19 protein-coding genes are annotated in these 22745 nt (G+C 70.1%); 9 read left to right on the forward strand and 10 right to left on the reverse strand.

The window, feature by feature from the left end:
* The first annotated feature begins 46 nt into the window (after positions 1 to 46).
* Positions 47 to 457 (forward strand): hypothetical protein, encoded by a 411-nt coding sequence (locus tag FHS44_RS00350; protein WP_184711834.1) that lies wholly within the window; start codon positions 47 to 49, stop codon positions 455 to 457.
* Here FHS44_RS00350 and pyrE read toward each other — a convergent pair.
* Entirely contained in the window at positions 454 to 990 is a 537-nt protein-coding gene (gene pyrE, locus FHS44_RS00355; protein WP_184711835.1) for an orotate phosphoribosyltransferase, read from the reverse strand. The two genes, FHS44_RS00350 and pyrE, sit on opposite strands and share 4 nt — an antisense overlap.
* Positions 991 to 1255: 265 nt before the next feature.
* Here pyrE and FHS44_RS00360 point away from each other — a divergent pair, with 265 nt between their 5' ends.
* Complete coding sequence (locus FHS44_RS00360) at positions 1256 to 2476, forward strand: NYN domain-containing protein (protein WP_184711836.1); 1221 nt, start codon at positions 1256 to 1258, stop codon at positions 2474 to 2476.
* Positions 2477 to 2538: 62 nt separating this feature from the next.
* On the opposite strand, the gene FHS44_RS00365 is transcribed toward FHS44_RS00360, so the two are convergent.
* Together FHS44_RS00365 and FHS44_RS00370 are read right to left on the reverse strand one after the other, a co-directional pair.
* The gene (locus FHS44_RS00365; RefSeq protein ID WP_184711837.1) at positions 2539 to 3174 is read right to left on the reverse strand and encodes a response regulator; all 636 of its coding nucleotides are present in this window, start codon (positions 3172 to 3174) and stop codon (positions 2539 to 2541) included.
* On the reverse strand, positions 3175 to 7368 hold the full coding sequence (locus FHS44_RS00370; RefSeq protein ID WP_184711838.1) for a HAMP domain-containing protein: 4194 nt from the start codon (positions 7366 to 7368) through the stop codon (positions 3175 to 3177).
* 121 nt (positions 7369 to 7489) lie between these two features.
* Here FHS44_RS00370 and FHS44_RS00375 point away from each other — a divergent pair, with 121 nt between their 5' ends.
* Positions 7490 to 9028, forward strand: a complete 1539-nt coding sequence (locus FHS44_RS00375) for a PP2C family protein-serine/threonine phosphatase (RefSeq protein WP_312863476.1) — start codon at positions 7490 to 7492, stop codon at positions 9026 to 9028.
* Between the two features lie 148 nt (positions 9029 to 9176).
* On the opposite strand, the gene FHS44_RS00380 is transcribed toward FHS44_RS00375, so the two are convergent.
* The 3 genes from FHS44_RS00380 to rho form a co-directional block, all read right to left on the reverse strand.
* Positions 9177 to 10943: a S9 family peptidase gene (locus tag FHS44_RS00380; RefSeq protein ID WP_184711839.1), complete on the reverse strand. Its 1767-nt coding sequence runs from the start codon at positions 10941 to 10943 to the stop codon at positions 9177 to 9179.
* Between the two features lie 163 nt (positions 10944 to 11106).
* Positions 11107 to 11949: a putative RNA methyltransferase gene (locus FHS44_RS00385; RefSeq protein ID WP_184711840.1), complete on the reverse strand. Its 843-nt coding sequence runs from the start codon at positions 11947 to 11949 to the stop codon at positions 11107 to 11109.
* A gap of 37 nt (positions 11950 to 11986) precedes the next feature.
* Entirely contained in the window at positions 11987 to 13093 is a 1107-nt protein-coding gene (gene rho / locus FHS44_RS00390; protein ID WP_312863477.1) for a transcription termination factor Rho, read from the reverse strand.
* Positions 13094 to 13314: 221 nt separating this feature from the next.
* Here rho and FHS44_RS00395 point away from each other — a divergent pair, with 221 nt between their 5' ends.
* On the forward strand, positions 13315 to 14064 hold the full coding sequence (locus FHS44_RS00395) for an MBL fold metallo-hydrolase (RefSeq protein ID WP_184711842.1): 750 nt from the start codon (positions 13315 to 13317) through the stop codon (positions 14062 to 14064).
* Here FHS44_RS00395 and FHS44_RS00400 read toward each other — a convergent pair.
* Positions 14045 to 15289, reverse strand: a complete 1245-nt coding sequence (locus FHS44_RS00400) for an MFS transporter (RefSeq protein ID WP_246435030.1) — start codon at positions 15287 to 15289, stop codon at positions 14045 to 14047. The two genes, FHS44_RS00395 and FHS44_RS00400, sit on opposite strands and share 20 nt — an antisense overlap.
* A gap of 179 nt (positions 15290 to 15468) precedes the next feature.
* Complete coding sequence (relB, locus tag FHS44_RS00405; RefSeq protein WP_184711843.1) at positions 15469 to 16053, reverse strand: type II toxin-antitoxin system RelB family anti-toxin; 585 nt, start codon at positions 16051 to 16053, stop codon at positions 15469 to 15471.
* Positions 16054 to 16116: 63 nt separating this feature from the next.
* On the opposite strand from relB, the gene FHS44_RS00410 reads away from it, so the two are divergent.
* Complete coding sequence (locus tag FHS44_RS00410; RefSeq protein ID WP_184711844.1) at positions 16117 to 17280, forward strand: benzoate/H(+) symporter BenE family transporter; 1164 nt, start codon at positions 16117 to 16119, stop codon at positions 17278 to 17280.
* A 44-nt stretch (positions 17281 to 17324) separates the two neighbouring features.
* Here FHS44_RS00410 and FHS44_RS00415 read toward each other — a convergent pair whose 3' ends face one another.
* The gene (locus FHS44_RS00415) at positions 17325 to 17783 is read right to left on the reverse strand and encodes a hypothetical protein (protein WP_184711845.1); all 459 of its coding nucleotides are present in this window, start codon (positions 17781 to 17783) and stop codon (positions 17325 to 17327) included.
* A 128-nt stretch (positions 17784 to 17911) separates the two neighbouring features.
* Between FHS44_RS00415 and FHS44_RS00420 the strand changes: the two genes are divergently transcribed.
* The 4 genes from FHS44_RS00420 to FHS44_RS00435 all read left to right on the forward strand — a co-directional run bounded on the left by FHS44_RS00420 (position 17912) and on the right by FHS44_RS00435 (position 21974).
* Complete coding sequence (locus FHS44_RS00420; RefSeq protein ID WP_184711846.1) at positions 17912 to 18967, forward strand: FAD-dependent oxidoreductase; 1056 nt, start codon at positions 17912 to 17914, stop codon at positions 18965 to 18967.
* 22 nt (positions 18968 to 18989) lie between these two features.
* A complete protein-coding gene (locus FHS44_RS00425; protein WP_184711847.1) occupies positions 18990 to 19958 on the forward strand; it encodes a magnesium transporter CorA family protein in 969 nt (322 codons plus the stop codon).
* A 173-nt stretch (positions 19959 to 20131) separates the two neighbouring features.
* A complete protein-coding gene (locus FHS44_RS00430) occupies positions 20132 to 21406 on the forward strand; it encodes an aspartate aminotransferase type Ic (protein WP_184711848.1) in 1275 nt (424 codons plus the stop codon).
* Positions 21393 to 21974 carry a hypothetical protein gene (locus FHS44_RS00435; RefSeq protein WP_184711849.1) on the forward strand — a complete coding sequence of 194 codons (582 nt, stop codon included), beginning with the start codon at positions 21393 to 21395 and terminating at the stop codon, positions 21972 to 21974. The genes FHS44_RS00430 and FHS44_RS00435 overlap by 14 nt, the downstream gene beginning before the upstream one ends.
* On the opposite strand, the gene FHS44_RS00440 is transcribed toward FHS44_RS00435, so the two are convergent.
* Entirely contained in the window at positions 21955 to 22731 is a 777-nt protein-coding gene (locus FHS44_RS00440) for a class I SAM-dependent methyltransferase (RefSeq protein ID WP_184711850.1), read from the reverse strand. The two genes, FHS44_RS00435 and FHS44_RS00440, sit on opposite strands and share 20 nt — an antisense overlap.
* Positions 22732 to 22745 lie beyond the last annotated feature (14 nt).

The following is a 22745-nucleotide window of genomic DNA, read 5'->3' on the forward strand; positions in this document are numbered from 1 at the left end:
TGCCTGCCGCTACTCTCCACCTGTGGGACGCCACAGGTCTGATCCGATGGGCATCGCGCGCCTTCTCCTCGCGGCTCTCGCGGTGCTGGCGCTGATCGCCCTCGTCGTGATCGGCGTCAGGTCCCTGTCGGGAGCGCTCTCCGGAGGGGCTCCCGCGCCGACGCCGACCGAGGCGCCCTCCCCGGTGCCCTCCGCCACCGAGGCGACCGAGGAACCGGTTCCCACGGTCCTGGTGCGATGCGTGCGGGAACGCTGTCCCACGGTCTTCCTCAGGGTCGCCGGGGGCGACGTGCTGATCAACCGGGAGATGGACGACGGCGAGCAGGTCCGTTCCTTCGAGGACAGGCTCGACGTGGTGCTGGCCGACTCGGCCTCCGTCAGCGTCCTGGTGAACGGGGAGGAACGCCCCCCGGGCAGCCCGGGGGAGCGTCAGGAGTTCACCGTCTCCCGCGACTAGGCCAGCCCGAGGTCCCCGAGGGTGTAGGCGGTGAGGTACGGCAGGCCCGCGGCGGCGATCGCCGAGGCCGCGCCCCGGTCCACGATCGTGGCGACCGCGACGACCTCCGCGCCCGCCTCGCGCAGCGCCTCGACCGCCGTCAGCGGGGAGCCACCGGTCGTCGAGGTGTCCTCGACGGCGAGCACCCGCCGCCCGGCCACGTCCGGCCCCTCGATCCTGCGCTGCATGCCGTGCGCCTTCTGCGCCTTGCGGACGACGAAGGCGTCGAGACTGCGCCCCTGGGCGGCGGCCGCGTGCAGCATGGCCGTGGCCACCGGGTCGGCGCCCAGCGTCAGGCCGCCGACGGCCTCGTAGTCGAGGTCCTTCGTGAGGTCCAGCATGACCCGGCCGACCAACGGCGCCGCGTGCCCGTCGAGGGTCACCCTGCGCATGTCCACGTAGAAGTCGGCCTCCTTGCCGGAGGAGAGCACGACCTTTCCGTGCACGACGCCCTTGTCCTTGATCTCGGTCAGCAGGTTCTCACGATCGCTCATGGCAACAAGGTTAGGGTGACCGCGGAGGGCCTCGCGCGGCGGGGAATCACCTGCTGGAGGGGCCTCAGAAACGGGGCAAACTGGTACGGTCTGCGTAAACACTCCGGCGTGCGGTCATGCGCGGGTCGAATCGTCGGGATTCACCCTCGGACGATCAGCGGCTTGATTACCCTGAGAAAGGGCCGCCTGTTCTGGTCTCTCAAGGGGTTCTTTCAGGCGCGTGTGAGCCGGAAGGGCCGGGCCACGCAAGGAAGGGCGGTTTCGCGTGGATCGCTGCGCGCTTTTCGTGGACGCTGGATACCTGCTGGCCGACGGTGCGATGGCGGTGCACGGCACCCGGCACCGGGAGGCGGTCTCGTGGGACTACCCGGGACTGCTCACCCTGCTCAACGAACTGTCCAGGGAACGCACCGGTCTGCCGTTGCTGCGCTGCTACTGGTACGAGGCCACCGTCGAGGGCCGCCGCACCCCCGAGCACGACGCGCTGGCCGATCTCCCCGGTCTCAAGCTTCGCCTGTCGCGCATCCGTCCCGGGCGCCGCGAGGGCGTGGACGCCCAGGTCCACCGTGACCTGATGACGCTGGCGCGCAACGGCGCGGTCTGCGACGCGGTCGTGGTCAGCGGTGACGAGGATCTGGCCCAGGTTCTGTGCGACGCCCAGGACTTCGGGGTCCGCGTCACGGTCGTGCACATCACCGCCGAGGGAAGCTGGGCCGTCTCACGCTCGCTCCGCCAGGAGTGCGACGACCTGATCGAGATCAGCGCCGCCCATCTGAGGCCGTACGTCACCCTGACGTCGAGTGTCTCGGTCGGCGTCACGGTCGGGGCCCCAGCAGTGACCTCGGGGGTGACCTCGGGGGCGGCGGAGACCCCCGCGCTGTCCAACGGCAGCAGGTCGGGCGCGAACGGGCAGGCCCCCGCGGTCTCTCTGACCGCCGGGACCTCGCAGACCGGCCCCATGCCCACCGTCCAGCCCTCGCGGGCCGCCCACGCGCTGCCGACCTACCCCGGCTACTCGACCGAGCCGCCCGCCCCGCAGGCGCCGTCGCAGCCCCAGCAGCCGTCCCCGGTCTCCCCGTCGTCCCCCTCGTCCGGCCAGGGCGGCTCGACGGGGTCGCAGTCGCCGTACGGCTCGGCGGGCACGAGCGCGTCCTCGGCCTACCGGCCGGGGCAGATGGGCGCCTACACCGGGCCGCAGCCCGCGCCCGTCCCGCAGCAGAACGTGGGCGGCAACGGCACCACCACCCTCTCCGACGCGGTGAAGGCCGCGCACAAGGAGGGATACGACTTCGGCGAGTCCGTGGCCAAGGACGCCCCGGCCCTGTGGCTTGAGGCCGTGCTCGCGCGCAAGCCTCGGATGCCCTCCGACCTTGAGGCCCGGCTCCTGCAGGGCTCCTCCCTGCCGATCGACTTCCTGCTGCACGACGAGGTACGGCACGCCCTGCGCCGGGGCTTCTGGGACGCCCTCGAACGCGCTCGCCGGTAGCGTTCCGGCGCTGATCTGACGAGGCCGCTGGAGAGAGGTTCCTCCGGCGGCCTCCTCGTCGTTCAGGAGAGGGCGTCGAAGCTCGCCCTGAGGTGGTTGAGGCGGTGGGAGAGGTCGGACAGGGGGCCGACGAGGTTCGGGTCCCCGCCCTTGCGGGCCAGATCGACGACCCGGGCCAGCTCCTCCTCGGCCGCCGTGAGGCGCCTGGACAGCTCGGGCAGCACGGCCGTCTGGACGTCGGCCGCCTCCCCGGAGGGGATCTCGGCGGCCAGCCGCTCGCGGAGCATGGAGGCCTGCTCGGCCAGGCGGCGGTTCATGTTGTACAGCTCGACGAAGACCGCGACCTTGGCCCGCAGCACCCAGGGGTCGAACGGCTTGGTGAGGTAGTCGACAGCCCCGGCCGCGTAGCTGCGGAAGGCGTAGTCGGGAGCACTGTCCACCACCGTCAGGAAGATGATGGGGATGTTGCGGGTACGCTCACGGCGCTTGATGTGCGAGGCGGTCTCGAACCCATCCATCCCGGGCATCCGCACGTCCAGCAGGATCAGTGCGAACTCCGTGTTGAGCAGGGCCTTCAACGCCTCCTCTCCCGATCTGGCCCGCACGGGCACGAGGTCGAGCGAGCTGAGGATCGCCTCAAGCGCGATGAGGTTCTCCTCCCGGTCGTCGACCAGGAGGATCTTGGCGCGGTCCGCCATCTACTGTGCCCCTTCGTTGGAGTCGCCCGCCGGCCTGCCCCTGGTGAGCCAGCCGCGCAGCCGTTCCAGCAGCCGGTCGACGTCCACGGGCTTGGGAACGTAGTCCGAGGCACCCGAGGCTATGCTCTTCTCCCGGTCGCCGCGCATGACCTTGGCGGTGAGGGCGATGATCGGCAGCTCGGCGAACTGCGGCATCCTGCGGATCGCCGACGTGGTCGCCCAGCCGTCCATCTCGGGCATCATGATGTCCATCAGGACCAGGGCGACGTCCTCGTTGCGTTCGAGCTGCTCGATGCCCTCGCGGCCGTTCTCGGCGAAGACGACGGTCGCGCCGTGCCGTTCGAGCACGCTGGTCAGCGCGAACACGTTGCGGATGTCGTCGTCCACGATCAGGATCTTGGTCCCGGTGAGCGGGTCCTCGCCCTTCCACACCTTGGTCTCCTGCTGCGGGAAGTGCGAGACGGGCATCTCCTCGGGCATCGGGATCTCGGGAACCTCCTCGGGCTCCTCGGACACCCGCGTGGCCGGCTGGGCGGGCGGCAGCGCCTCGGTGACCGTGGCCTCGGGGACTGCGGCGCCGCCGTCGCGGGAGGCGAGCGGGCCGACGTAGGACGGCGGGAGATACAGGGTGAAGGTGCTGCCCTGCCCGACCTCGCTGGAGACGTGGATCTCACCGCCGAGCAGGCGGGCGATCTCCCTGCAGATCGACAGACCGAGGCCGGTGCCGCCGTACTTGCGGCTGGTCGTCCCGTCGGCCTGCCGGAACGCCTCGAAGATGAACTCCAGCTTGTCGGCGGCGATGCCGATGCCGGTGTCGATCACCTCGAAGGCCAGGGTGCCCTCGGCGCCGCGCAGGGTGTCGTCCACGTAGGAGATGGTCGAGGGGGCGTTGACGACGCGCAGCCGTACCTCACCCTTGGGGGTGAACTTGATCGCGTTGGACAGCAGGTTGCGCAGCACCTGCTGCAGGCGCTGCTCGTCGGTGCGTAGCTCCTGCGGGATCGAGGGATCGACCTCGACGGTGAACGACAGGCCCTTGTCCTGCGCCAGCGGGGCGAAGGTCGCCTCGAAGTAGTCGACCAGCTTGGGCAGCGAGATGCGCTGCGGGTGGATGTCCATCCGGCCCGCCTCGACCTTCGACAGGTCGAGGATGTCGTTGATGAGCTGGAGCAGGGCGGAACCCGCGCCGTGGATGGTCTTGGCGAACTCGACCTGCTGCACGGTGAGGTTGCCCTCGGCGTTCTCGGTGAGCAGCTTGGCCAGCACCAGGAGGCTGTTCAGCGGGGTGCGCAGCTCGTGGGACATGTTGGCCAGGAACTCGGTCTTGTAGCGGGAGGAGACCGCCAACTGCTCGGCCCGCTCCTCCAACGTACGGCGGGCCTGCTCGATCTGGAAGTTCTGGATCTCGATGGCGCGGTTCTGCTTGGCCAGCAGGGCGGCCTTGTCCTCAAGCTCGGCGTTGGAGCGGCGCAGCTCCTCCTGCTGGCGCTGGAGCTCGTCGGAGCGCTCCTGGAGCTCGGTGGTCAGGCGCTGCGACTCGGTCAGCAGGTCCTGCGTCCTGGAGTTGGCGATGATCGTGTTCATCGTGACGCCGATGGTCTCGACGAGCTGGTTCATGAAGTCATGGTGTATCTCACTGAACTGGCTGAAGGAGGCCAGTTCGAGCACTCCGAGGACCTGGGTCTCGAACAGGATCGGCAGCACGATGATCTGGGCGGGCACCGAGCTGCTCAGCCCGGTGTCCACGGTCAGGTATCGGGCCGGGACCTCTCGCAGGAAGATGCCCTTGCCGTCCATGGCGGCCTGCCCGACGATGCCCTCGCCGGTCGCGAAGCGCTGTCTGATCCGGGAGCCGGGGCGCGCGCCGTACCCGGCGATCAGGTGCAGGTCGTGGTCGCCGCTCGGGTCGGCGAGGTAGAAGGCGCCGTAGTGGCCCGCGACCAGCGGGGTCAGCTCACCCATGATCAACTTGGCGACCTCCATCAGGTCGCGGTGGCCCTGCATGAGACGCGAGATCCTGGCCAGGTTGGACTTCAGCCAGTCTTGCTCCTGGTTGGCCTTCGTGGTGTCACGCAGGTTGGACACCATCGTGTTGATGTTGTCCTTCAGCTCGCCGATCTCGCCCCCGGCGTCAACGGTGATCGAACGGGTCAGGTCGCCCCTGGCCACGGCCGTGGTGACCTCGGCGATCGCGCGGACCTGGGTGGTCAGGCGGCCCGCGAGCTCGTTGACGTTCTCGGTGAGCCGCCGCCAGATGCCGTCGACGCCCTCGACCCTGGCCTGACCGCCGAGCTTGCCCTCCGAACCCACCTCGCGGGCGACTCGGGTGACCTCCGAGGCGAAGGAGGAAAGCTGGTCCACCATCGTGTTGATGGTGGTCTTCAGCGCGAGGATCTCGCCCTGGGCGTTCACGTCGATCTTGCGGGTGAGGTTGCCGTTGGCGACCGCCGTGGTGACTTCGGCGATATTTCGGACCTGGTAGGTCAGGTTGTTCGCCATCGAGTTGACGTTGTCGGTGAGGTCCTTCCACACGCCGGAGACGCCTCGGACGCGTGCCTGGCCGCCGAGCTGTCCTTCCGTGCCGACCTCGCGGGCGACGCGGGTGACCTCGTCGGCGAACATGGAAAGCTGGTCCACCATCGTGTTGAGGGTGTCCTTGAGCTGGAGGATCTCCCCCTGGGCGTCCGCGGTGATCTTCTTCGACAGGTTGCCCTGCGCCACCGCGGTCGAGACGGCCGCGATCTGACGGACCTGCGTGGTCAGGTTGTTCGCCATGACGTTGACGTTGTCCGTCAGGTCCTTCCAGGTGCCCGAGATGCCGGGAACCTGGGCCTGGCCGCCGAGCTGCCCCTCGGTGCCGACCTCGCGCGCCACCCGGCTCACCTCGGAGGCGAAGGAGGAAAGCTGGTCCACCATCGTGTTGATCGTGGTCTTCAGGGCCAGGATCTCGCCCTGGGCGTCGACGTCGATCTTCCTGGTCAGGTCGCCGTTGGCCACGGCGGTGGTGACCTCGGCGATGTTGCGCACCTGGTAGGTCAGGTTGTTGGCCATGAAGTTGACGTTGTCGGTGAGGTCCTTCCAGACCCCCGAGACGCCTCGGACGCGGGCCTGGCCGCCGAGTTGCCCCTCGGTGCCCACTTCGCGGGCGACGCGGGTGACCTCGTCGGCGAACATGGAAAGCTGGTCGACCATGGTGTTGAGGGTGTCCTTGAGCTGGAGGATCTCCCCCTGGGCATCGGCCGTGATCTTCTTGGACAGGTCGCCCTGGGCGACCGCCGTGGCGACGGAGGCGATGGCGCGGACCTGCGTCGTCAGGTTGCCCGCCATGAAGTTGACGTTGTCGGTGAGGTCCTTCCACACGCCCGAGACCCCGCGCACCTGCGCCTGGCCGCCCAGCTCGCCCTCGGTGCCGACCTCGCGGGCGACGCGGGTGACCTCCTCGGCGAACGCCGAGAGCTGGTCCACCATCGTGTTGACCGTGGTCTTCAGCTCGAACATCTCGCCGACCGCGTCAACGGTGACCTTGCGGCTCAGGTCTCCCTTCGCGACCGCCGTCGTGACCAGCGCGATGTCACGCACCTGCGCCGAGACGCGGCTGGACATCGTGTTCACGGCCTCGGTGAGGTCCTTCCAACTGCCCGACATGCCCCGGACGTTCGCCCGGCCGCCGAGGCGCCCCTCCGTGCCGACCTCGCGCGCCACCCGGGTCACCTCGGAGGTGAACAGCGAGAGCTGGTCGACCATGCCGTTGATCGCCTTGCCGAGGCGGCGCACCTCGCCCCGGGAACCGCGGACCAGGTCGATCCTGCGCGACAGGTCTCCCTTGGCCACCGCGTCGATCACGTCGGCGGCCCCGCTGACCGGGCCGACCAACGCGTCGATCAGAGCGTTCACCGAATCGACGCTCTCCGTCCACGAACCGACCCCGGGACCCGGGGTGAGACGTTCCCCGAACCGGCCCTCCCGCACGACCTCCCTGCGGACCCTGTGCAGCTCGTTCGCGAGATGCTCACGGCGGTCGGCGACCTCGTTGAGCAACAGGCGGATCTCGCTCAGAATCCCAGGTGGGGCGTGCGGCACCCGGCGGCGAAAATCGCCATCGCGCCAGGTGATCAGTGTCTGGAGAATCGGCTGCAGGTCCGATTCGGTGTACCGTCGTTCTTCGACGCCAGACACGGTGTTGGCCGTGGTCATGAGACCTCCTTGACTCCCGGGGGGCGCAGCCGTGAGTCATCCCAGTCTGTCACGGTGCGCAACTCCGAGTCCCGCCTTCGATTTACCCCATGTCAGCAGCAAGTGTGGTAGGCACGGAACAGTGACGAACGCTCCCCGCGCCGTCCTGGCGGCGACTTTCGCCCCAGGAGACACGGCCATCCCAGCAGCCAGGCGGTTCACCATGGAGGTGATGACCGCCTGGGCGGCCGCCTCCCTGCTCACCCCCGCTGAGCGCCTGGTCGAGGAGTTCGCCGGTCAGACCAGGAACGTGCCGTTCGAGGTCGTCTGGAGCCACCTTGAGGACGGCCTGCGGATCGAGGTGCGGAGAGAGGACACCTCGGAGACGACGTTCGACCGCCCGACCGTGCCGGTTGAGGAGTGGGGCGTCACCTTCATCGACAACCAGCGTACCCACTGGGCGGTACTGGGGCTTCCCGCCAAGGGGGAGAGCAGGGCCGCCGAGTGGAAGGCGGACGAGCCGAGCCGGGGACCGCTCTGGATGGGCTTCCTCGCCGACGCCAGCGACCTGCTCGCCGGAACCCTCAACCCGGACATGGTGCCCGCGATCATCTCGCAGATCGTGGTGCCCCGCCTGTCCACCTGGTGCGCGGTCTACACCTGGAGCGACGGCGGCGGCCCGCAGCGCCCCGCCTACCTGTGGCACACCGACGAACGCGGCATCGACGGGCTGCGCGAGGAGCTGTCCACCGTCCAGATCCCGCAGACGGGCGGCATCATGCAGCTCGGCGACTGGCAGATGCTCGTCGTCCCGCTGCTGGCCAGGGGCAGGGCTCTCGGCGCGATGTGCCTCGGGCGCCCCGACCACTTCGCCGAGGACGTCTTCCAGTACGCCGAGGACATCGGCCGCCGCGCCGCCCTCGCCATGGACAACGCCAGGCTCTACGCCACCCAGGCGGCGGCCAACAGGGCCCTGCAGCGCAGCCTGCTGCCCCCCGACGAGCCCGGCGAGATCCCCGGCCTCGACCCCGCCGTCGTCTACGAGCCCGCGGGTGAGACCAACGAGGTCGGTGGCGACTTCTACGACCTGTTCGCCGCCGGGGACGACTGCTGGCGCTTCGCCGTCGGCGACGTCTGCGGCACCGGCCCCGAGGCCGCCGCGGTCACCGGCCTCGCCCGCCACACCCTGCGCCTGCTCGCCAGAGAGGGGTACGGCGTCGCCGCGGTCCTCGACCGCCTCAACCAGGCCATCCTTGAGGAGGGCGACCGGGCCCGCTTCCTGACGCTGCTGCACGGGGAGATCAAGCCCGTGCCGAGCGGGCTGGACGTCTCCATGGTCTCCGCGGGCCACCCCGAGGCGCTGCGGCTGCGGCCGAGCGGCGTCGTGGACACGGTCGTGACCTCGCAGTCGCTGCTCGGCGTCTTCCCCGAGGCGACGTTCAAGGCCCAGCTCGTCCACCTCGACCCCGGCGACGTGCTGCTCGCGGTGACCGACGGCGTGACCGAACGCCGCCAGGGCGGCAGGCTGCTCGACGACGACGGGGGACTGGCCAAGCTGTTCGCCGAGTGCGTGGGGCTGTCGGCGCGCGCGGTGGCGGAACGGATCCGCCGCGCCGTACAGGACTTCACCAACGAACCGAGTGCGGACGACATGGCTATTGTCGTGCTACGCGCACGTTAGCCCTGCTTTTTTGCGACGCCTGGCGGCGTCGCGGGGCTTGGGCGCCTGAGGCCAACGCTTTCCCTCGTCGCTCATCCGCTGGCGCTCCTTCGCTCCTCAGTCCAAGCGTCGGCGCGCCCAAGCAAACCCCTCACGCACGGCACCGGGGCTAGTGCTCGGGGGTTATGTGTTTGCGGGCGAAGTCGAGTTGGGTTGACATCTGGGTGATGCGTTCCGAGACGACCAGGGAGCCGTGGCCGGCGTCGTAGCGGTAGACCTCGTGGCGGTGGCCTCGGGCGGCGAGGTGGGAGACGTAGGTCTCGATCTGTCCTATGGGGCAGCGGGGGTCGTTCTCTCCGGCCAGGATCAGCACCGGGGCCTCGACCTGGTCGACGTAGGTGATCGGGGAGCACCTCGCGTAGCGTTCCGGCTGCTCCTCGGGGGAGCCGCCGAGCAGGGCGCGGTGGTAGGCCCGCAGTGCCTCGGTCTCCTCGCGGTAGGTGGCCAGGTGGTCGGCGATGGGCACGGTGGCGATGCCCGCGGCCCACATCCCCGGCTGGGTGCCCAGGCCGAGCAGCGTGAGGTAGCCGCCCCAGGAGGCTCCGGCGAGCACGAGGCGGTCGGGGTCGGCGGTGCCGCGTTCGATCAGGGTGGCCCGGACCGCGGCCACGTCGGCCAGTTCGATGTGGCCGACCTCGCCGACCAGCGCGTCCCGCCAGGCGGAGCCGTACCCCGTGGAACCTCGGTAGTTGATCCGCGCGACGGCGAAGCCGTGGTCCACCCAGGCGGCCACCTGGGGCACGAAGGAGTCGTCGTCCTGCGAGGTCGGGCCGCCGTGCAGCAGGAAGACCGTGGGGAAGGGGCCGGAGCCGCGTTCCGGGCGTGAGACCAGGGCGTGGATGCGTCCGCCGGGACCCTCGACGTCCAGGTCCTCGACCGGCACGGACGGCGGTGCGGTGGGGCCGCCGTGGCTCACGACGACGTGGCCGTTGGTCGATCTGATCACCGGTGGGTGGGCGCCGCTCGACCAGGAGTACTCGACCGAGCCGTCGGGCCGGGGCGCGGCGGCGTCGATCACCCCGTGCGGGGTGTCGATCGGGGACATCCTGCCGCCGGGAAGGTCGTAGTGGTGCAGGTATGTCCGGCCCCGGTTGGCCCGCACGAGCAGCAGGGAACGGCCGTCGTCGTACCAGTCGGCGGTGATCTCGCCGGAGTCGCGCAGCCAGATCTCCCGCTGGTCGCCGGTCTCCGGGTCCCACACCAGGGGCTCCCTGCGGCCCCTGCGCTCGTGCAGGGCGAGCAGTCTGCGGTCGCCGAGGACGGGGGCGAAGCGCAGGCCGAGCACGCCCCTGCCCTCGCCGTCGCGCAGGTCGCCGACCACGGTGCCGTTGCGCCTGAGCACCCGCAGCGCGGGGTGGCGCGAGTCGCCGTGCTCGCTGTGGCTGATCGCGATGAGGGAGCCGTCCAGGGAGATCGCGGCGACGGAGGCGGCCTCGGTGTGCTCGTAGATCACCCGGGCGGGTTCGCCGGGCCGTACGAGACTGACGGTGAAGCCCTGGCCGGGCCTGGCCATGCCGATGGCGGCCTCGCCCGTCGCGGACAGCGCGATTCCCGAGGGGAAGCCGGGCTCCAGGTCGATCGGCTGGTCGTCGCCGCCGTAGAAGGGCTGGCGCATCCAGCCGCCCCACTCGTCGCCGTCGGTGTCGGAGAACCACCAGATCCACTGCCCGGAGGGGTCGATCGTGCCGTGCGAGGTGCCCTTCGGCCGCGCGGTCACCTGGCGGGTCGAGCCCGTCGTACGGTCCCAGGCGTAGATCTCCCAGGTGCCCGAGGCGTTGCTCCGGTAGACGTTCCTGGCGGGTGCCCGCCGCGCCCACACGGGCAAGGTCACGCGGGGCGCTCGGAACCTGGATTGCCAGCGTTCCTCCGCCTTCATATATCGCTTCCCCTCGTCAAGGCGTGGCTTCAAGCGTCCAGGCGCGGGCTCGCCGGATTGCCGTCCAGTATGTCGCCTCCACCACTGGTTTGCTTCATTAATGTGTGGGAATTTCGGGCTAAATGTCACTCCAGTAACACGAATCTCGGAGGCATCTGTCAAGTTAACGGCTTGATCGGGGACGGCGTTGAAAGATAGACATATGGAAAGAAGCCGTCACTTCACTGGTTTCCGGTAGGTCAGCGATCCGAGCCCGCATAACGTGAGAATCGGTATGCCAGGCGCTCGGTCCCATGCCCACGACGGCCTCGACAGCGTCCCGTCCGAGCGTCATGCCGAACTCGTGCGGGCTCCGCTCCGTCTCCGCGAAACGGTCACCGAGGCTCTCGGCCACCCGCCGTTCCTTCTCCTGGTCGACCGAGAGCAGCCCGAGCTTTTCGACAAGCGGTTCCAGGTGCCTGGAGGTCGGGGTGACGACGACCAGCGTGCCTTCCGGGGCGAGAACCCTGGCGAACTCGGGGCCGTTCCTCGGCGCGAACACGTTCAGCAGCACCTCGACCGAGCCGCTCCTGAGGGGCAGTGGCCGCCACACGTCGGCCACCACGGCGCCGAGCCGGGGATGGGCCCGCGCGGCCCGCCTGACCGCGTGCTTGGAGACGTCGAGCGCGACGCCGACCGCGCCCGGCAGCCCGTCGAGCGCTCGCGCCAGATAGTGCCCGGTGCCCGCCCCGGCGTCCGCGACGACCTTCGTTCCCGTACGGCAGGCGCCCGCGACCGCCTCGGTCAATGGGGCGAAGTGTCCGGCCCCGAGAAAGACGTCCCTGGCCGCGACCATCTCCGCGCTGTCGGCAGTCCCCGGTGCCCGCGAGCCGGTCAGCAGGCTGACGTATCCCTGCCTGGCCACGTCGAAGGCGTGCCCGTCGTCACACCGTACGGCCCGCTCGTCGAGGGCCAGGTCGCCGCCGCAGACCGGGCAGACGAGGAGGTGGACGACGTCGGCCAGCATCCGTCCATCATTCCGTGTCCTACGGAGTGCTACGGCCTCAGGCCGCCCGGACCTGCCTGAGGAAGGCGGCGTTCGAGGGGGTCTCCCTGAGGCGGTCGGTGAGGAGCTCAAGGGCCTGCTGCCTGTCGAGGCCCCCGAGCGTACGGCGCAGCCGCCAGGTGAGGTCGAGTTCGGCGGGGTCGAGGAGGATCTCCTCGCGGCGGGTGCCCGAGGCGTCGAGATCGACCGCGGGATACAGGCGCTTGTCGGCGAGGGCGCGGCTGAGGCGCAGTTCCATGTTGCCCGTCCCCTTGAACTCCTCGAAGAGGTTGTCGTCCATCCGGGAGCCGGTCTCGACCAGGGCGGTCGCCAGGATCGTCAGCGAGCCGCCGCCCCTGAGGTTGCGGGCCGCTCCGAAGAAGCGGCGGGGAGGCAGCAGGGCAGCGGCGTCGAGCCCGCCCGCGAGGGTGCGTCCGCCGCCGGGGGCCAGGTTGTTGTAGGCCCTGGCGAGCCGGGTCAGCGAGTCGAGCAGCACGACGACGTCGTGTCCCGCCTCGGCCAGGCGCTTTGCCCGCTCGACGGCGAGTTCGGCGACGGCGACGTGGTCGCGGTCGGCGCGGTCGAACGTCGAGGCGGCGACCTCGCCACCGACGGTCTCGCGCATCTCGGTGACCTCCTCGGGGCGTTCGCCGACGAGGACGAGCATCAGGTGACATTCGGGGTGATTACGGGTGACCGCGGTGGCCAGGTCGCGCAGGACCATGGTCTTGCCCGCCTTGGGCGGCGCGACGATGAGGCCGCGCTGGCCCTTGCCGATCGGCGCGAACAGGTCGACGACCCGGGTGGTCACCGACTCGGTCTCCAGGTGGAGCCGGTCGCGGGGATGGGTCGGCGTCATGTCCGCGAAGTCGGGTCTGTCCTGCCAGGAGGTGCCGCCGTTGACGGCGCTCACCTCCTCCAGCTTCTCGTACGGCCTGCGGGCCTTCGCGACGACGTGGTCGCCGGGACGCAGGCCGTACCGTCTGATCTGGGCGAGGGGGACGCGAACGTCGTCGGGACGGGGCAGGTAGCCACCGGTCCTGAGATATCCGGTCTTGTTGCGGATGTCGAGGAGCCCGGCCACCGTCTCGACGGGGGCGCTGTTACGGGGGCGAGGTGGTTTCACAGGTGTTTGGGACGTCATGGGAGGACCTTTCACACGGGAGACCCCGGACGGGTCTCACACGGGGGAGAAGACACATGGGAAGAAAAGGGGAAAACAACCGCACGCCGAAGAAAGGGGCGGTGATGTGAGAATGGGCGGATCATCGCACGCGGCTCGGCCAGCGGTGCGTCACACCCACATTTACCGTAGCACCGTCAAGCTGTGGATGAACAGGAGAACCGATGCCACATCAGCCGATAACAGTCGCCGGGGTCGAGGTGTTCCCGCTCTGCGACGCCGTGGGACCGATGGGCGAGGCGATCCGGCGTCCGCTTGCCGAGCTGTTCCCCGGGGCCGACCACGGGGACTCCGACGAGTGGGTGCTGCACTTCCACTGCTACCTGCTGCGTGACGCCGCGGGCCGTACGGTCCTCGTGGACACCGGCGTCGGTCCCGAGGGTTCGCCCGCGTCGAGCTGGGCGCCGGTCCCCGGGGCGCTCGGGGCGGAGCTGGCGCGGGTCGGCGTCGCCGCTGAGGAGATCGACGCGGTGGTCATCACGCACCTGCACAGCGACCACGCCAGCGGCGCCGTGATCGACGGACTGCCCGCCTTCCCCAACGCCAGGCACGTGCTCCAGCGGGCCGAGGTCGAGGCGGCGGCGGAGACCGTCCTCGACGCGGTCGTCAGGCCGCTGGGCGAGCGCGTCCACGTGGTCGAGGGCCGGGCGGACGTGTTCCCCGGCATCAGGATCCTGCACGCCCCCGGCCACACGCCAGGCCACCAGGTCGTGCAGGTGGGAGACCTCGTGCTGACCGGTGACCTGGTGCTGCACCCGGTGCAGCTCGCCGACCCCTCGGTCACCTACCTGTACGACGATGATCCCGGCCTCGCCGTGGTCACCAGGACGAAGCTGCTCGAACAGGTCGAGGCCGAGCGGGGCATGATCGCCACGGCCCACTTCCCCGAGCCGTTCACCCGGCTTGGGAGGTGACCTCGGGCTCCGCGGGCCGTACGGCCGCCGCCATCCGCCGGGCCTTGCGCCGGTAGCGCAGGACCTGGAGGGCGCTCAGCGCCCAGATCGGATACTGGACGGCCAGGGCCCAGCGGAAGGACTCAAGGGTGGTCTGTCCTGACAGGTCCAGGACGATCCCGATCAGGGCGATCAGCGACATCGACGCCACGAACCCGCCGCCGTTGACGATGCCGGTCGCCGCGCCGATCCTGGCGGCCGGGTTGAAGGTCCTGGCGTAGTCGAAGCCGATCATCGACCCCGGGCCGTTGGAGGCCAGCACCACCACGAGCACCACCAGCAGCCACAGCGGGGCCCGCCCAGGCCAGGCGAGCACGGCGGTCCACGCGGCGGCGGTGCTGCCCACCACGACGAACACCATCCGCGAGCGGTGGAAGGGGAAACGGCCCGCGAGATAGCCGAGCAGCGGGCCGCAGACCATGCCGCACAGCGTCAGCGTGGACAGCAGCACGCCCGCCGTCGCCGGGGACAGGCCCTGCCCCTGGACCAGGAACGGATACCCCCACAGCATCAGGAACGCGGCGGCCGAGCACTGGGTCGCCGCGTGGGTCCACATGCCGAGACGGGTCCCCGGCTCCGCCCAGGCGGCGCCCAGACTCGGCAGTTCCGCCGTCCGCGCGGGCCGGGAGTCACGCAGCACGACCAGCAGCGACAGCGCAGAGACCGCCCCGAGCACCGCCGCGCCCATGAAGGTCGGGGTCCAGCCGTTGACGCGCAGGGAGTGGATCAACGGCACCGTGGACGCGATCGCGCCCACCTGTCCGATCAGGCCGGTGAGCTGCACCATCAGCGGGTTGCGGTGGGCGGGGAAGTGGACGTTGACCAGCCGGATCACGCTGATGAACGTCATCGCGTCGCCGCAGCCGATCAGCGCCCTGCCCGCGATGCCGCTGGTCAGCGTGTCGGCCAGCGCGAAGACCAGCTCGCCGCAGCCCATCACGACCGCGCCGGTCACCAGCATGCGCTTCGAGCCGAACCGGTCGACCAGTACCCCGACGGGCACCTGCATGACCGCGTAGACCAGCAGTTGCAGCATCGCCAGGATGGAGAGCCCCGCCGCGCCGATCCCGAGCCGGGCGGCGGCCTCGATGCTGGACACGCCGAGGGACTGGCGGTGGAAGACCGCGATCACGTAGGCCAGAACACCCACGGCCCAGAACAGCCCCGCCTTGGATCGTGGAGTCATGGGATGAATATACGTTTATGTGCTTTTTGCCGCATCGTTGGGGTTGTATGACTCTGAGCACACAGGGTGTGGCGCCGGGGACAGTTTCGGTGTGGCTGTACGGCCTCAGCCTCGTGGGCTGCTCTCGGTGTGGCTGTACGGCCATCGGCGATGGGCTGCTCTGGCGTCGCCGTACGGCCTCAGCGGTGGGGGTAGCGGATGAGCAGGGTGGCGTGGACGTCCTGGGTGCCGAGTGCCTCGTAGGAGTGCGGCACGTCGGAGACCCAACTGATGTGCTCGCCCGGCCCGGCCGTCAGCGGGCGGTCCGCGGGGCCGACCCTGAGCGTCCCCGCGAAGACCGTGATGTGCTCGGTCACCCCGCGGTGGTGGGCGGGGGAGGTCTGCGCGGCCCCGGCCGGGACCGTCATTCGGTAGAGCTCGTAGGTCGCCTCCCTCTCCTCGAACACCTCAAGGAGCACGGCGGCGACGGCCGTACCCCTGATGGTGGTGCCCGGGGCGGCGGGAGCGGTGCCGAGGGCCACGGCCAGGGGCACGCCGAGCTCGGCGGTGACCGACCAGAGCGTCTCCAGGGTCGGGTTGCGGGTGCCGTTCTCCAGACCGGAGAGGGTGGCCTTCCCCACGCCCGCGCGACGGGCCAGTTCGGAGAGCGACATGCCACGTTCCTCACGCAACTGGCGGATTCGTAGGCCGATGTCGTGAGTATTGCTCTCCAGCGCCGGACGAGGCGTTTGTGAGTCGGACTCCATGGGGCTATCGTGCAGCATGCCCGCTGTTCCGTTTACGGAACGATCGTCCGCGCGGCGGGCATAGGCGGAGAACGGAGAACGATGTCACGCCTTCTGCAACCGGCGCTCGCCGGGATCGTCACCGCGCTCGTCGGCTTCGCCAGCTCCTTCGCCGTGGTCCTGGCCGGGCTGCGCGCGGTCGGCGCCGACCAGCGTCAGGCGGCCTCGGGACTGCTCGCTCTCTGCCTGGCCAACGGGGTCGTCGCGATCGTTCTCGGGCTGCGGCGACGGATGCCGATCACCATCGCCTGGTCCACGCCGGGCGCCGCGCTGCTGGTCGCGACCGGCGCCGTCGAGGGCGGTTTCCCCGCGGCCGTCGGCGCCTTCGTTGTCTGCGGGCTGCTGATCGTCGCCGCCGGGCTCTTCCCCGCGCTCGGCCGCCTGGTCGCGGCCATCCCCGCCCCCATGGCGAGCGCCATGCTCGCCGGGGTCCTGCTCGACCTGTGCATCGCTCCGGTCAGGGCCCTCGGGGAGGTGCCGCTGATGGCCGCTCCCGTGGTGCTCACCTGGGCGCTGCTGAGCAGGTTCGCCGCCCGATGGGCGGTTCCCGCCGCGCTGGTGGTCGCGGTGGTCGCCATCGCGCTGACCGGCCCCGGTCTTGGCGCCGTGGACGTGAGCCCTGTCGTGGAGCTGACTCTCCCGGCGTGGAGCCCGCAGGCCATGATCAGCATCGCCCTGCCGCTGTTCCTGGTGACCATGGCCTCCCAGAACGTGCCGGGCATGGCGGTCCTCGCCCAGTACGGCTACCGCCCGCCGCTGCGGGGCATCCTGCTCGGCACCGGCCTGGCCAGCACGGTCGGCGCGCCCTTCGGTGGCCACGCGGTGAACCTGGCCGCCATCACCGCGGCCCTGGCCGCGAGTCCCGACGCCGATCCCGACCCGGGGCGCCGCTGGATCGCCTCGGTCACCGCGGGCGTCTCGATGATCGTCCTCGGCGTCGGCGCGGGACTGGCCACGGCGCTGGTCCTGCTCTCCCCGCCCGTGCTCATCGAGGCCGTCGCGGGCCTGGCCCTCGTCGGGGCGCTCGTCTCCGCCCTCGCCTCGGCCCTGGCAGAGCCGGACGGCAGACAGGCCGCCGTCGTCACCTTCGTCGTCACCGCCTCGGGGGTGATCCTGTTCGGGATCGGCGCCGCCTTCTGGGGCCTGGTGGCCGGGGGCCTGATGACCCTCCTGCACGGCGGCAGGAAGGCTCTCGTTCCACGCTGACACGCCCTCCCGCCCGGTGTGGGGCGGGAGGGCGTGGGGCGTCGCTACTTCGACTGGCGGGTGTGGCGACCGGCGACGAGCTGGTCGGACGAGTGCTGACGGGGGACCTCGACGCGGGGGTGCGGAGCCGTCGTCTCGGCGCGGTCGTCCACGCCGTCACGGTCCCTGTCCACCACGGGGGTCGCGGCGGGGGTTGTGGCAGGGGTTTCCTCAAGCTTGCGCTCCAGCTCCCGCTTCTCCTGCTCCAGGCGGGCCACCCGGTCACGCGCCTCAAGGCGAGAGGCGTGCATCTTGCGGCGCCGTACGGCGGAGTGGCGCATTCCGGCGAACAGCAGGGCCAGACCGAGCAGGAAGACCATGCCGGTCACGGCACCGGCGAAGAAGAACTCCAGCTGGGAGAGCTGGATGGTGCGGTCGAAGACCGTGAACGTCGCGGTACTCGCCGCCGTCGCGGCCTCGTCCCAGGAGACCGCGACCACGGTCGCGCCCGCGAGTACGATCAAGAGGAGTCCAAGAACTAACATGTGACCTCATCTCGGGCTGCTTGTGCTGTGCTGGTTATCACCGCTGCCCCGAGATGGTCCGGTTATGCGTGGGACTATCCGCCGCCGGCCGATGGTTGCCAGAAGACATGGTGGACATCGACGTCGTGGTCATCGGAGCGGGGCAGGCCGGGCTGTCCAGCGCCTACTTCCTCAGGAGAGCCGGTCTCGACTTCGTCGTGCTCGACCGCTCCCCGGCCCCCGGGGGCGCCTGGCAGTTCCGCTGGCCCTCGCTGACGCTCGGCGCCACGCACCGCGTGCACGACCTCCCCGGCCTGCCGCTGGGCAGTCCCGACCCCCGTCGTCCCTCGTCGGAGGTCGTCTCCGAGTACTTCGCCCGCTATGAGCAGACCTTCGACCTGCCGGTGCTGCGCCCGGTCGAGGCGCGCTCCGTCGAGGAGGGTACGGCGGGCAGGCTGCTGGTGCGCACCTCGGCGGGGGACTGGTCGCCCCGCGCCCTGGTCAACGCGACCGGCACCTGGGAGCGCCCCTTCTGGCCGCGCTACCCGGGGCAGGAGACCTTCGCCGGACTGCAGTTGCACACCGCCGACTACGTGAGCGCCGAGGAGTTCGCGGGCAAGCACGTCGTGGTCGTCGGCGGGGGAGCCTCGGGCGTGCAGCTCCTGATGGAGATCGCCCGCGTCGCCACGACCACCTGGGTCACGCGCCGTCCCCCGGTCTTCCGTGAGGGGCCGCTCGACGAGGAGGCGGGCCGGGCGGCCGTCGCCAGGGTCGACGCCCGCGTCAGGGCGGGCCTGCCGCCGGGCAGTGTGGTCGGCGCCACCGGCTACCCGGTGACACCGCAGGTGCGGGCCGCGATGGCGGCCGGGACACTGGACCGGCTGCCGATGTTCGACAGGATCGTCCCCGAGGGAGTGGTCTGGGATGACACAGGGCGCCTTGTCAGGGCCGACGTGATCCTGTGGGCCACCGGGTTCCGGCCCGTCGTCAACCACCTGGCCCCGCTGCGCCTTCGCGAGCCGGGCGGCGGCATCCGCGTCGAGGACACCGTCGCGATTCTCGACCCCCGCGTCCACCTGGTGGGATACGGTCCCTCCGCGAGCACGATCGGCGCCAACCGTGCGGGCCGTACCGCCGTAAGGCATATCAAAAGACTCCTCGGCGCCGTTTCCGAGGCCGCCTGATTCCTGGTTAGGGTGAAACGCCATGAACCGCACCCGCCTGTACCGTGACGGCGCCCTGAAGGCCGAGGGGTTCCCCGTCGCGGAGGTCTCCGAGCACGTCAAGGACCCCTCCGCCGTGGTGTGGTTCGACCTGTGCTCGCCGACGCCCTCCGACCTGGAGATGATCAGCGAGGAGCTCGGGCTGCACCACCTGGCCGTCGAGGACGCCCTGCAGAGCCACCAGCGCCCCAAGCTGGACAGCTACGACAGCCACCTGTTCATCACCGTCTACGGCGCGAGACTGGACGGCGGGACCCTCGACCTCGTCGAGGTGTCCATCTTCGTCACCAAGAACGCCCTGGTCACCGTGCGGGAGAACCCCGGCTTCGACATCGACGAGGTGGTCAGGCGCTGGGACGCCAACCCCGAGATGGCCAGGTACGGCGTGCCGTACCTTCTGCACGGGCTGCTCGACTACGTGGTGGACGGCTACTTCGACGTGCTGCAGGCCATGGACGACCGGGTCGAGGCGCTTGAGGACGATTTGTTCGCCGACGTTCCCGGGGACCGGATACACATCCAGCGCCTTACCTTCGAGATGCGCAAGAAACTGGTGCGTTTCCGGCGGTTGGCCGTACCGGTGCGGGAGGTCGTCGGCAGTCTCCTGCGCCGCAGCGTGGAGATGTTCGACCCGGCGCTGACCCCCTACTACCAGGACGTCTACGACCACACCCTGCGTGCGGCCGAGTGGACCGACTCCCTGCGCGAGCTGGTCGGCAACGTCAGGGAGGCCCACATCAACCAGCAGGGCTTCCGGCTCAACGACATCATGAAGCGGATCACGAGCTGGGCCGCGATCATCGCGGTGCCGACCATGATCACCGGGTTCTACGGGCAGAATGTCCCCTACCCGGGTTTCGGCCACGCGGTCGGCTTCTGGATCTCGACCCTGGCCATCGTCGTCACCTCGGCCATCCTCTACACGATCTTCAAAAAGAGAGGCTGGCTGTAGCCCTCAGGGGCCGCGGATGTCGTGGGTTCCCGTGGTCGCGGCCTTGATGTCCCGTGACGAGGCGTCCTTCTGATGATATTTCCGGGTACGGCATGCCGTACCCGACCGGTAAACGGGTTTCCGGTTGTTCTATTCTGCGAGGGCCATTCTGACCAGCAGGCGAAGGAAACCCCGTGACCTTTTCGGCTCTGACCCTCGACGAGCTGACCGCTCAGCGTGACCGTGCCCGGCGCGACTACGACGCTCTCGTCCAGCGCGGCCTCTCGCTCGACCTCACCAGGGGCAAGCCTTCGGCGCGCCAGCTTGACCTGGCCTCCGCCATGCTGACGCTCCCCGGCGGGCACACCGCCGCGGACGGGACCGACTGCCGCAACTACGGCGGTGGGCAGGGCCTCGCCGAGCTTCGGGCGATCTTCAGCGGCCTGCTCCAGGTGCCCGCCGCCCAGCTCCTCGCGGCGAACAACTCCAGCCTGTCCCTGATGCACGACACCATCGTGCACGCGCTGCTCAGCGGCCTGCCCGGTGTCGGGCGTCGCTGGGTGGACGAGCCGAGGGTCGCCTTCCTGTGCCCGGTGCCCGGCTACGACCGGCACTTCGCGCTGGCCGAGCGCTTCGGCATCGAGCTGATCCCGGTGCCGATGAACGACGAGGGTCCGGACATGGACGTCGTCGAGGGCCTTGTGCGGGAGGACGCCCAGGTCAAGGGCATCTGGTGCGTGCCCAAGTACAGCAACCCGAACGGCGTCTCCTACTCCGACGAGACCGTACGGCGCCTGGCCGCCATGCCGACGGCGGCTCCCGATTTCCGGATTTTTTGGGATAACGCCTATGCCGTACACCACCTGACCGAGACCCCGGTCGAGATCGCCGACATCCTGGCGCTGTGCGCGGAGAGCGGCAACCCCGACCGCGCCTTCGTGTTCGGCTCCACCTCGAAGATCACCTTCGCCGGGGGCGGCGTCGCGTTCTTCGGCTCCTCCCCGGCGAACGTGTCCTGGCTGCTCGGCCACACCGGCAAGCGCACCATCGGCCCCGACAAGATCAACCATCTGCGGCACGTGGAGTTCCTCCGCGACGAGGCGGGCGTCCTGGAGCACATGCGCCGTCACCGGGAGCTGATCCAGCCGAAGTTCGAGGCCGTGGACCTGATCCTCACCAAGGAGCTCGGCGGCACCGGCCTGGCCACGTGGTCCAAGCCCCTGGGCGGCTACTTCATCAGCCTCGACGTGCTTGAGGGGAGCGCGCGCCAGGTGGTCAGCCGGGCCGCGGAGGCGGGCATCGCGCTGACCCCGGCCGGTGCCACCCACCCCTACGGCGACGACCCGGCCGACAGCACCATCCGTATCGCGCCCACCTACCCCGAGCTTCCCGAGGTCGAGCTGGCGATCGGCGGCCTTGCCACCTGCGTGCGCCTGGTCGGAACGGAGAGGCTGCTTGAGCGCGCCTGACTGGTCGAGACTCTTCCACGCCTACGGGGCGGCGTCGGACGTCCCGGCCCACCTTGAGGCGCTGGTCGGCGACGACGACCGGGCGCGGGAGGAGGCCGTCGACCACCTGTGGGCGGCGGTGATCCACCAGGGAACGCCCTGGTCGGCCACCCCGCCCGCCGCGCTGGTCGTCGCGGGCCTGCTGTCCGATCCGCGTACGGCCCGGCACACGGTCTCCTCACGCCCGCTGCGGGCCGTACTGCTGGACTTCCTCGGTGAGGTGGCGGAGGCCACCCAGCCGGAGGTGCCCGAGGAGGAGTTCAGGGCCGCGGCCGACCCCCGGGGACGTGAGGCGGAGATCGCCGGGACCCTGGAGACGCTGCTCAGCGACGACTCCGAGGAGAGTGATTCGGAGGAGATCTGGGACGACGAGGCCATCGAAGTGATCATGGCCCAGGCCGTGCTCGACCTCAGGGCCGTGGTGCCGAGGCTGACCGAGGCGGTCGCCGCGTGCCTGGACGACGAGGACCCGAGGGTGCGCGACTCCGCGGAGGCGGTGCTGGAGATCCTCAGGAGCGTGCCGGTCTGACGTTCCCGTCAGAGGCGGTGGCCGACGGCGGTACCTCGACCACGAAGAACAGGAAGACGGGTCTCCGCGAGAGGTCGTGGAAGCCGTCGGGGAACAGCTCACGGGCGGCGGGGTCGGGCTGCGGCTCGCCGATGACGCCGAGGCGGAAACCGGCGGTGGTGAAGGCGTCGGTCATCGCGTGCAACGGCTTACGCCAGAACCTCATCGGGACGGTCCGCCCGCCGAACGTCCAGTCGAAGGTGTAGTCGGTGGTCGCGAAGTAGTCAGGCCGGGGATCCTGGATCGTGTAGGCCACGAAGGGGTGGTCGACCGACGCGATCAACCGGCCACCCGGCCTGAGCACCCGCCGCAACTCGGCCAGGGTCGGCCCCCAGTCCTCCAGATAGTGCAGCACCAGCGAGGCGACCACGTCGTCGAACGAACCGTCGGCGAACGGCAGGCGGTCCCTCAGGTCCACGGCGTGCAGGGCCACGCCGTCACCCAGCCGCCGCCTCGCCAGGGCCAGCATCCCGGCGCTGACGTCGACGCCGGTGACGATCGCACCGCGGTCGCGTAGCGCGGCGGACAGGGGACCGGAGCCGCAACCGGCGTCCAGGATCCGACGGCCGGTCACGTCTCCCGCGAGGGCCAACATCGCGGGCCGCTCGTAGTACGCGTTCACGAGGCTGTTCTCGTTCTCCACCGAGTACGCCTCGGCGAAGCCGTCGTAGTCGTTCACCCGGGCGGGGCTCTCCGGCACATCGGCTACGTGTTCCATCGTCCCAGCCTATT

Origin of the sequence: Streptosporangium saharense, assembly GCF_014203715.1 — a bacterium.
Lineage (GTDB): Bacteria > Actinomycetota > Actinomycetes > Streptosporangiales > Streptosporangiaceae > Streptosporangium > Streptosporangium saharense.

What these genes read in the sequence shown, in the direction of transcription:
- FHS44_RS00350 (WP_184711834.1), top strand. Translation starts at nt 47, where the DNA reads ATGGGCATCGCGCGCCTTCTCCTCGCGGCTCTCGCGGTGCTGGCGCTG.
- pyrE (WP_184711835.1), bottom strand. Translation starts at nt 990, where the DNA reads ATGAGCGATCGTGAGAACCTGCTGACCGAGATCAAGGACAAGGGCGTC.
- FHS44_RS00365 (WP_184711837.1), bottom strand. Translation starts at nt 3,174, where the DNA reads ATGGCGGACCGCGCCAAGATCCTCCTGGTCGACGACCGGGAGGAGAAC.
- FHS44_RS00370 (WP_184711838.1), bottom strand. Translation starts at nt 7,368, where the DNA reads ATGACCACGGCCAACACCGTGTCTGGCGTCGAAGAACGACGGTACACC.
- FHS44_RS00380 (WP_184711839.1), bottom strand. Translation starts at nt 10,943, where the DNA reads ATGAAGGCGGAGGAACGCTGGCAATCCAGGTTCCGAGCGCCCCGCGTG.
- FHS44_RS00385 (WP_184711840.1), bottom strand. Translation starts at nt 11,949, where the DNA reads ATGCTGGCCGACGTCGTCCACCTCCTCGTCTGCCCGGTCTGCGGCGGC.
- FHS44_RS00395 (WP_184711842.1), top strand. Translation starts at nt 13,315, where the DNA reads ATGCCACATCAGCCGATAACAGTCGCCGGGGTCGAGGTGTTCCCGCTC.
- FHS44_RS00400 (WP_246435030.1), bottom strand. Translation starts at nt 15,289, where the DNA reads ATGACTCCACGATCCAAGGCGGGGCTGTTCTGGGCCGTGGGTGTTCTG.
- relB (WP_184711843.1), bottom strand. Translation starts at nt 16,053, where the DNA reads ATGCTGCACGATAGCCCCATGGAGTCCGACTCACAAACGCCTCGTCCG.
- FHS44_RS00410 (WP_184711844.1), top strand. Translation starts at nt 16,117, where the DNA reads ATGTCACGCCTTCTGCAACCGGCGCTCGCCGGGATCGTCACCGCGCTC.
- FHS44_RS00420 (WP_184711846.1), top strand. Translation starts at nt 17,912, where the DNA reads ATGGTGGACATCGACGTCGTGGTCATCGGAGCGGGGCAGGCCGGGCTG.
- FHS44_RS00425 (WP_184711847.1), top strand. Translation starts at nt 18,990, where the DNA reads ATGAACCGCACCCGCCTGTACCGTGACGGCGCCCTGAAGGCCGAGGGG.
- FHS44_RS00440 (WP_184711850.1), bottom strand. Translation starts at nt 22,731, where the DNA reads ATGGAACACGTAGCCGATGTGCCGGAGAGCCCCGCCCGGGTGAACGAC.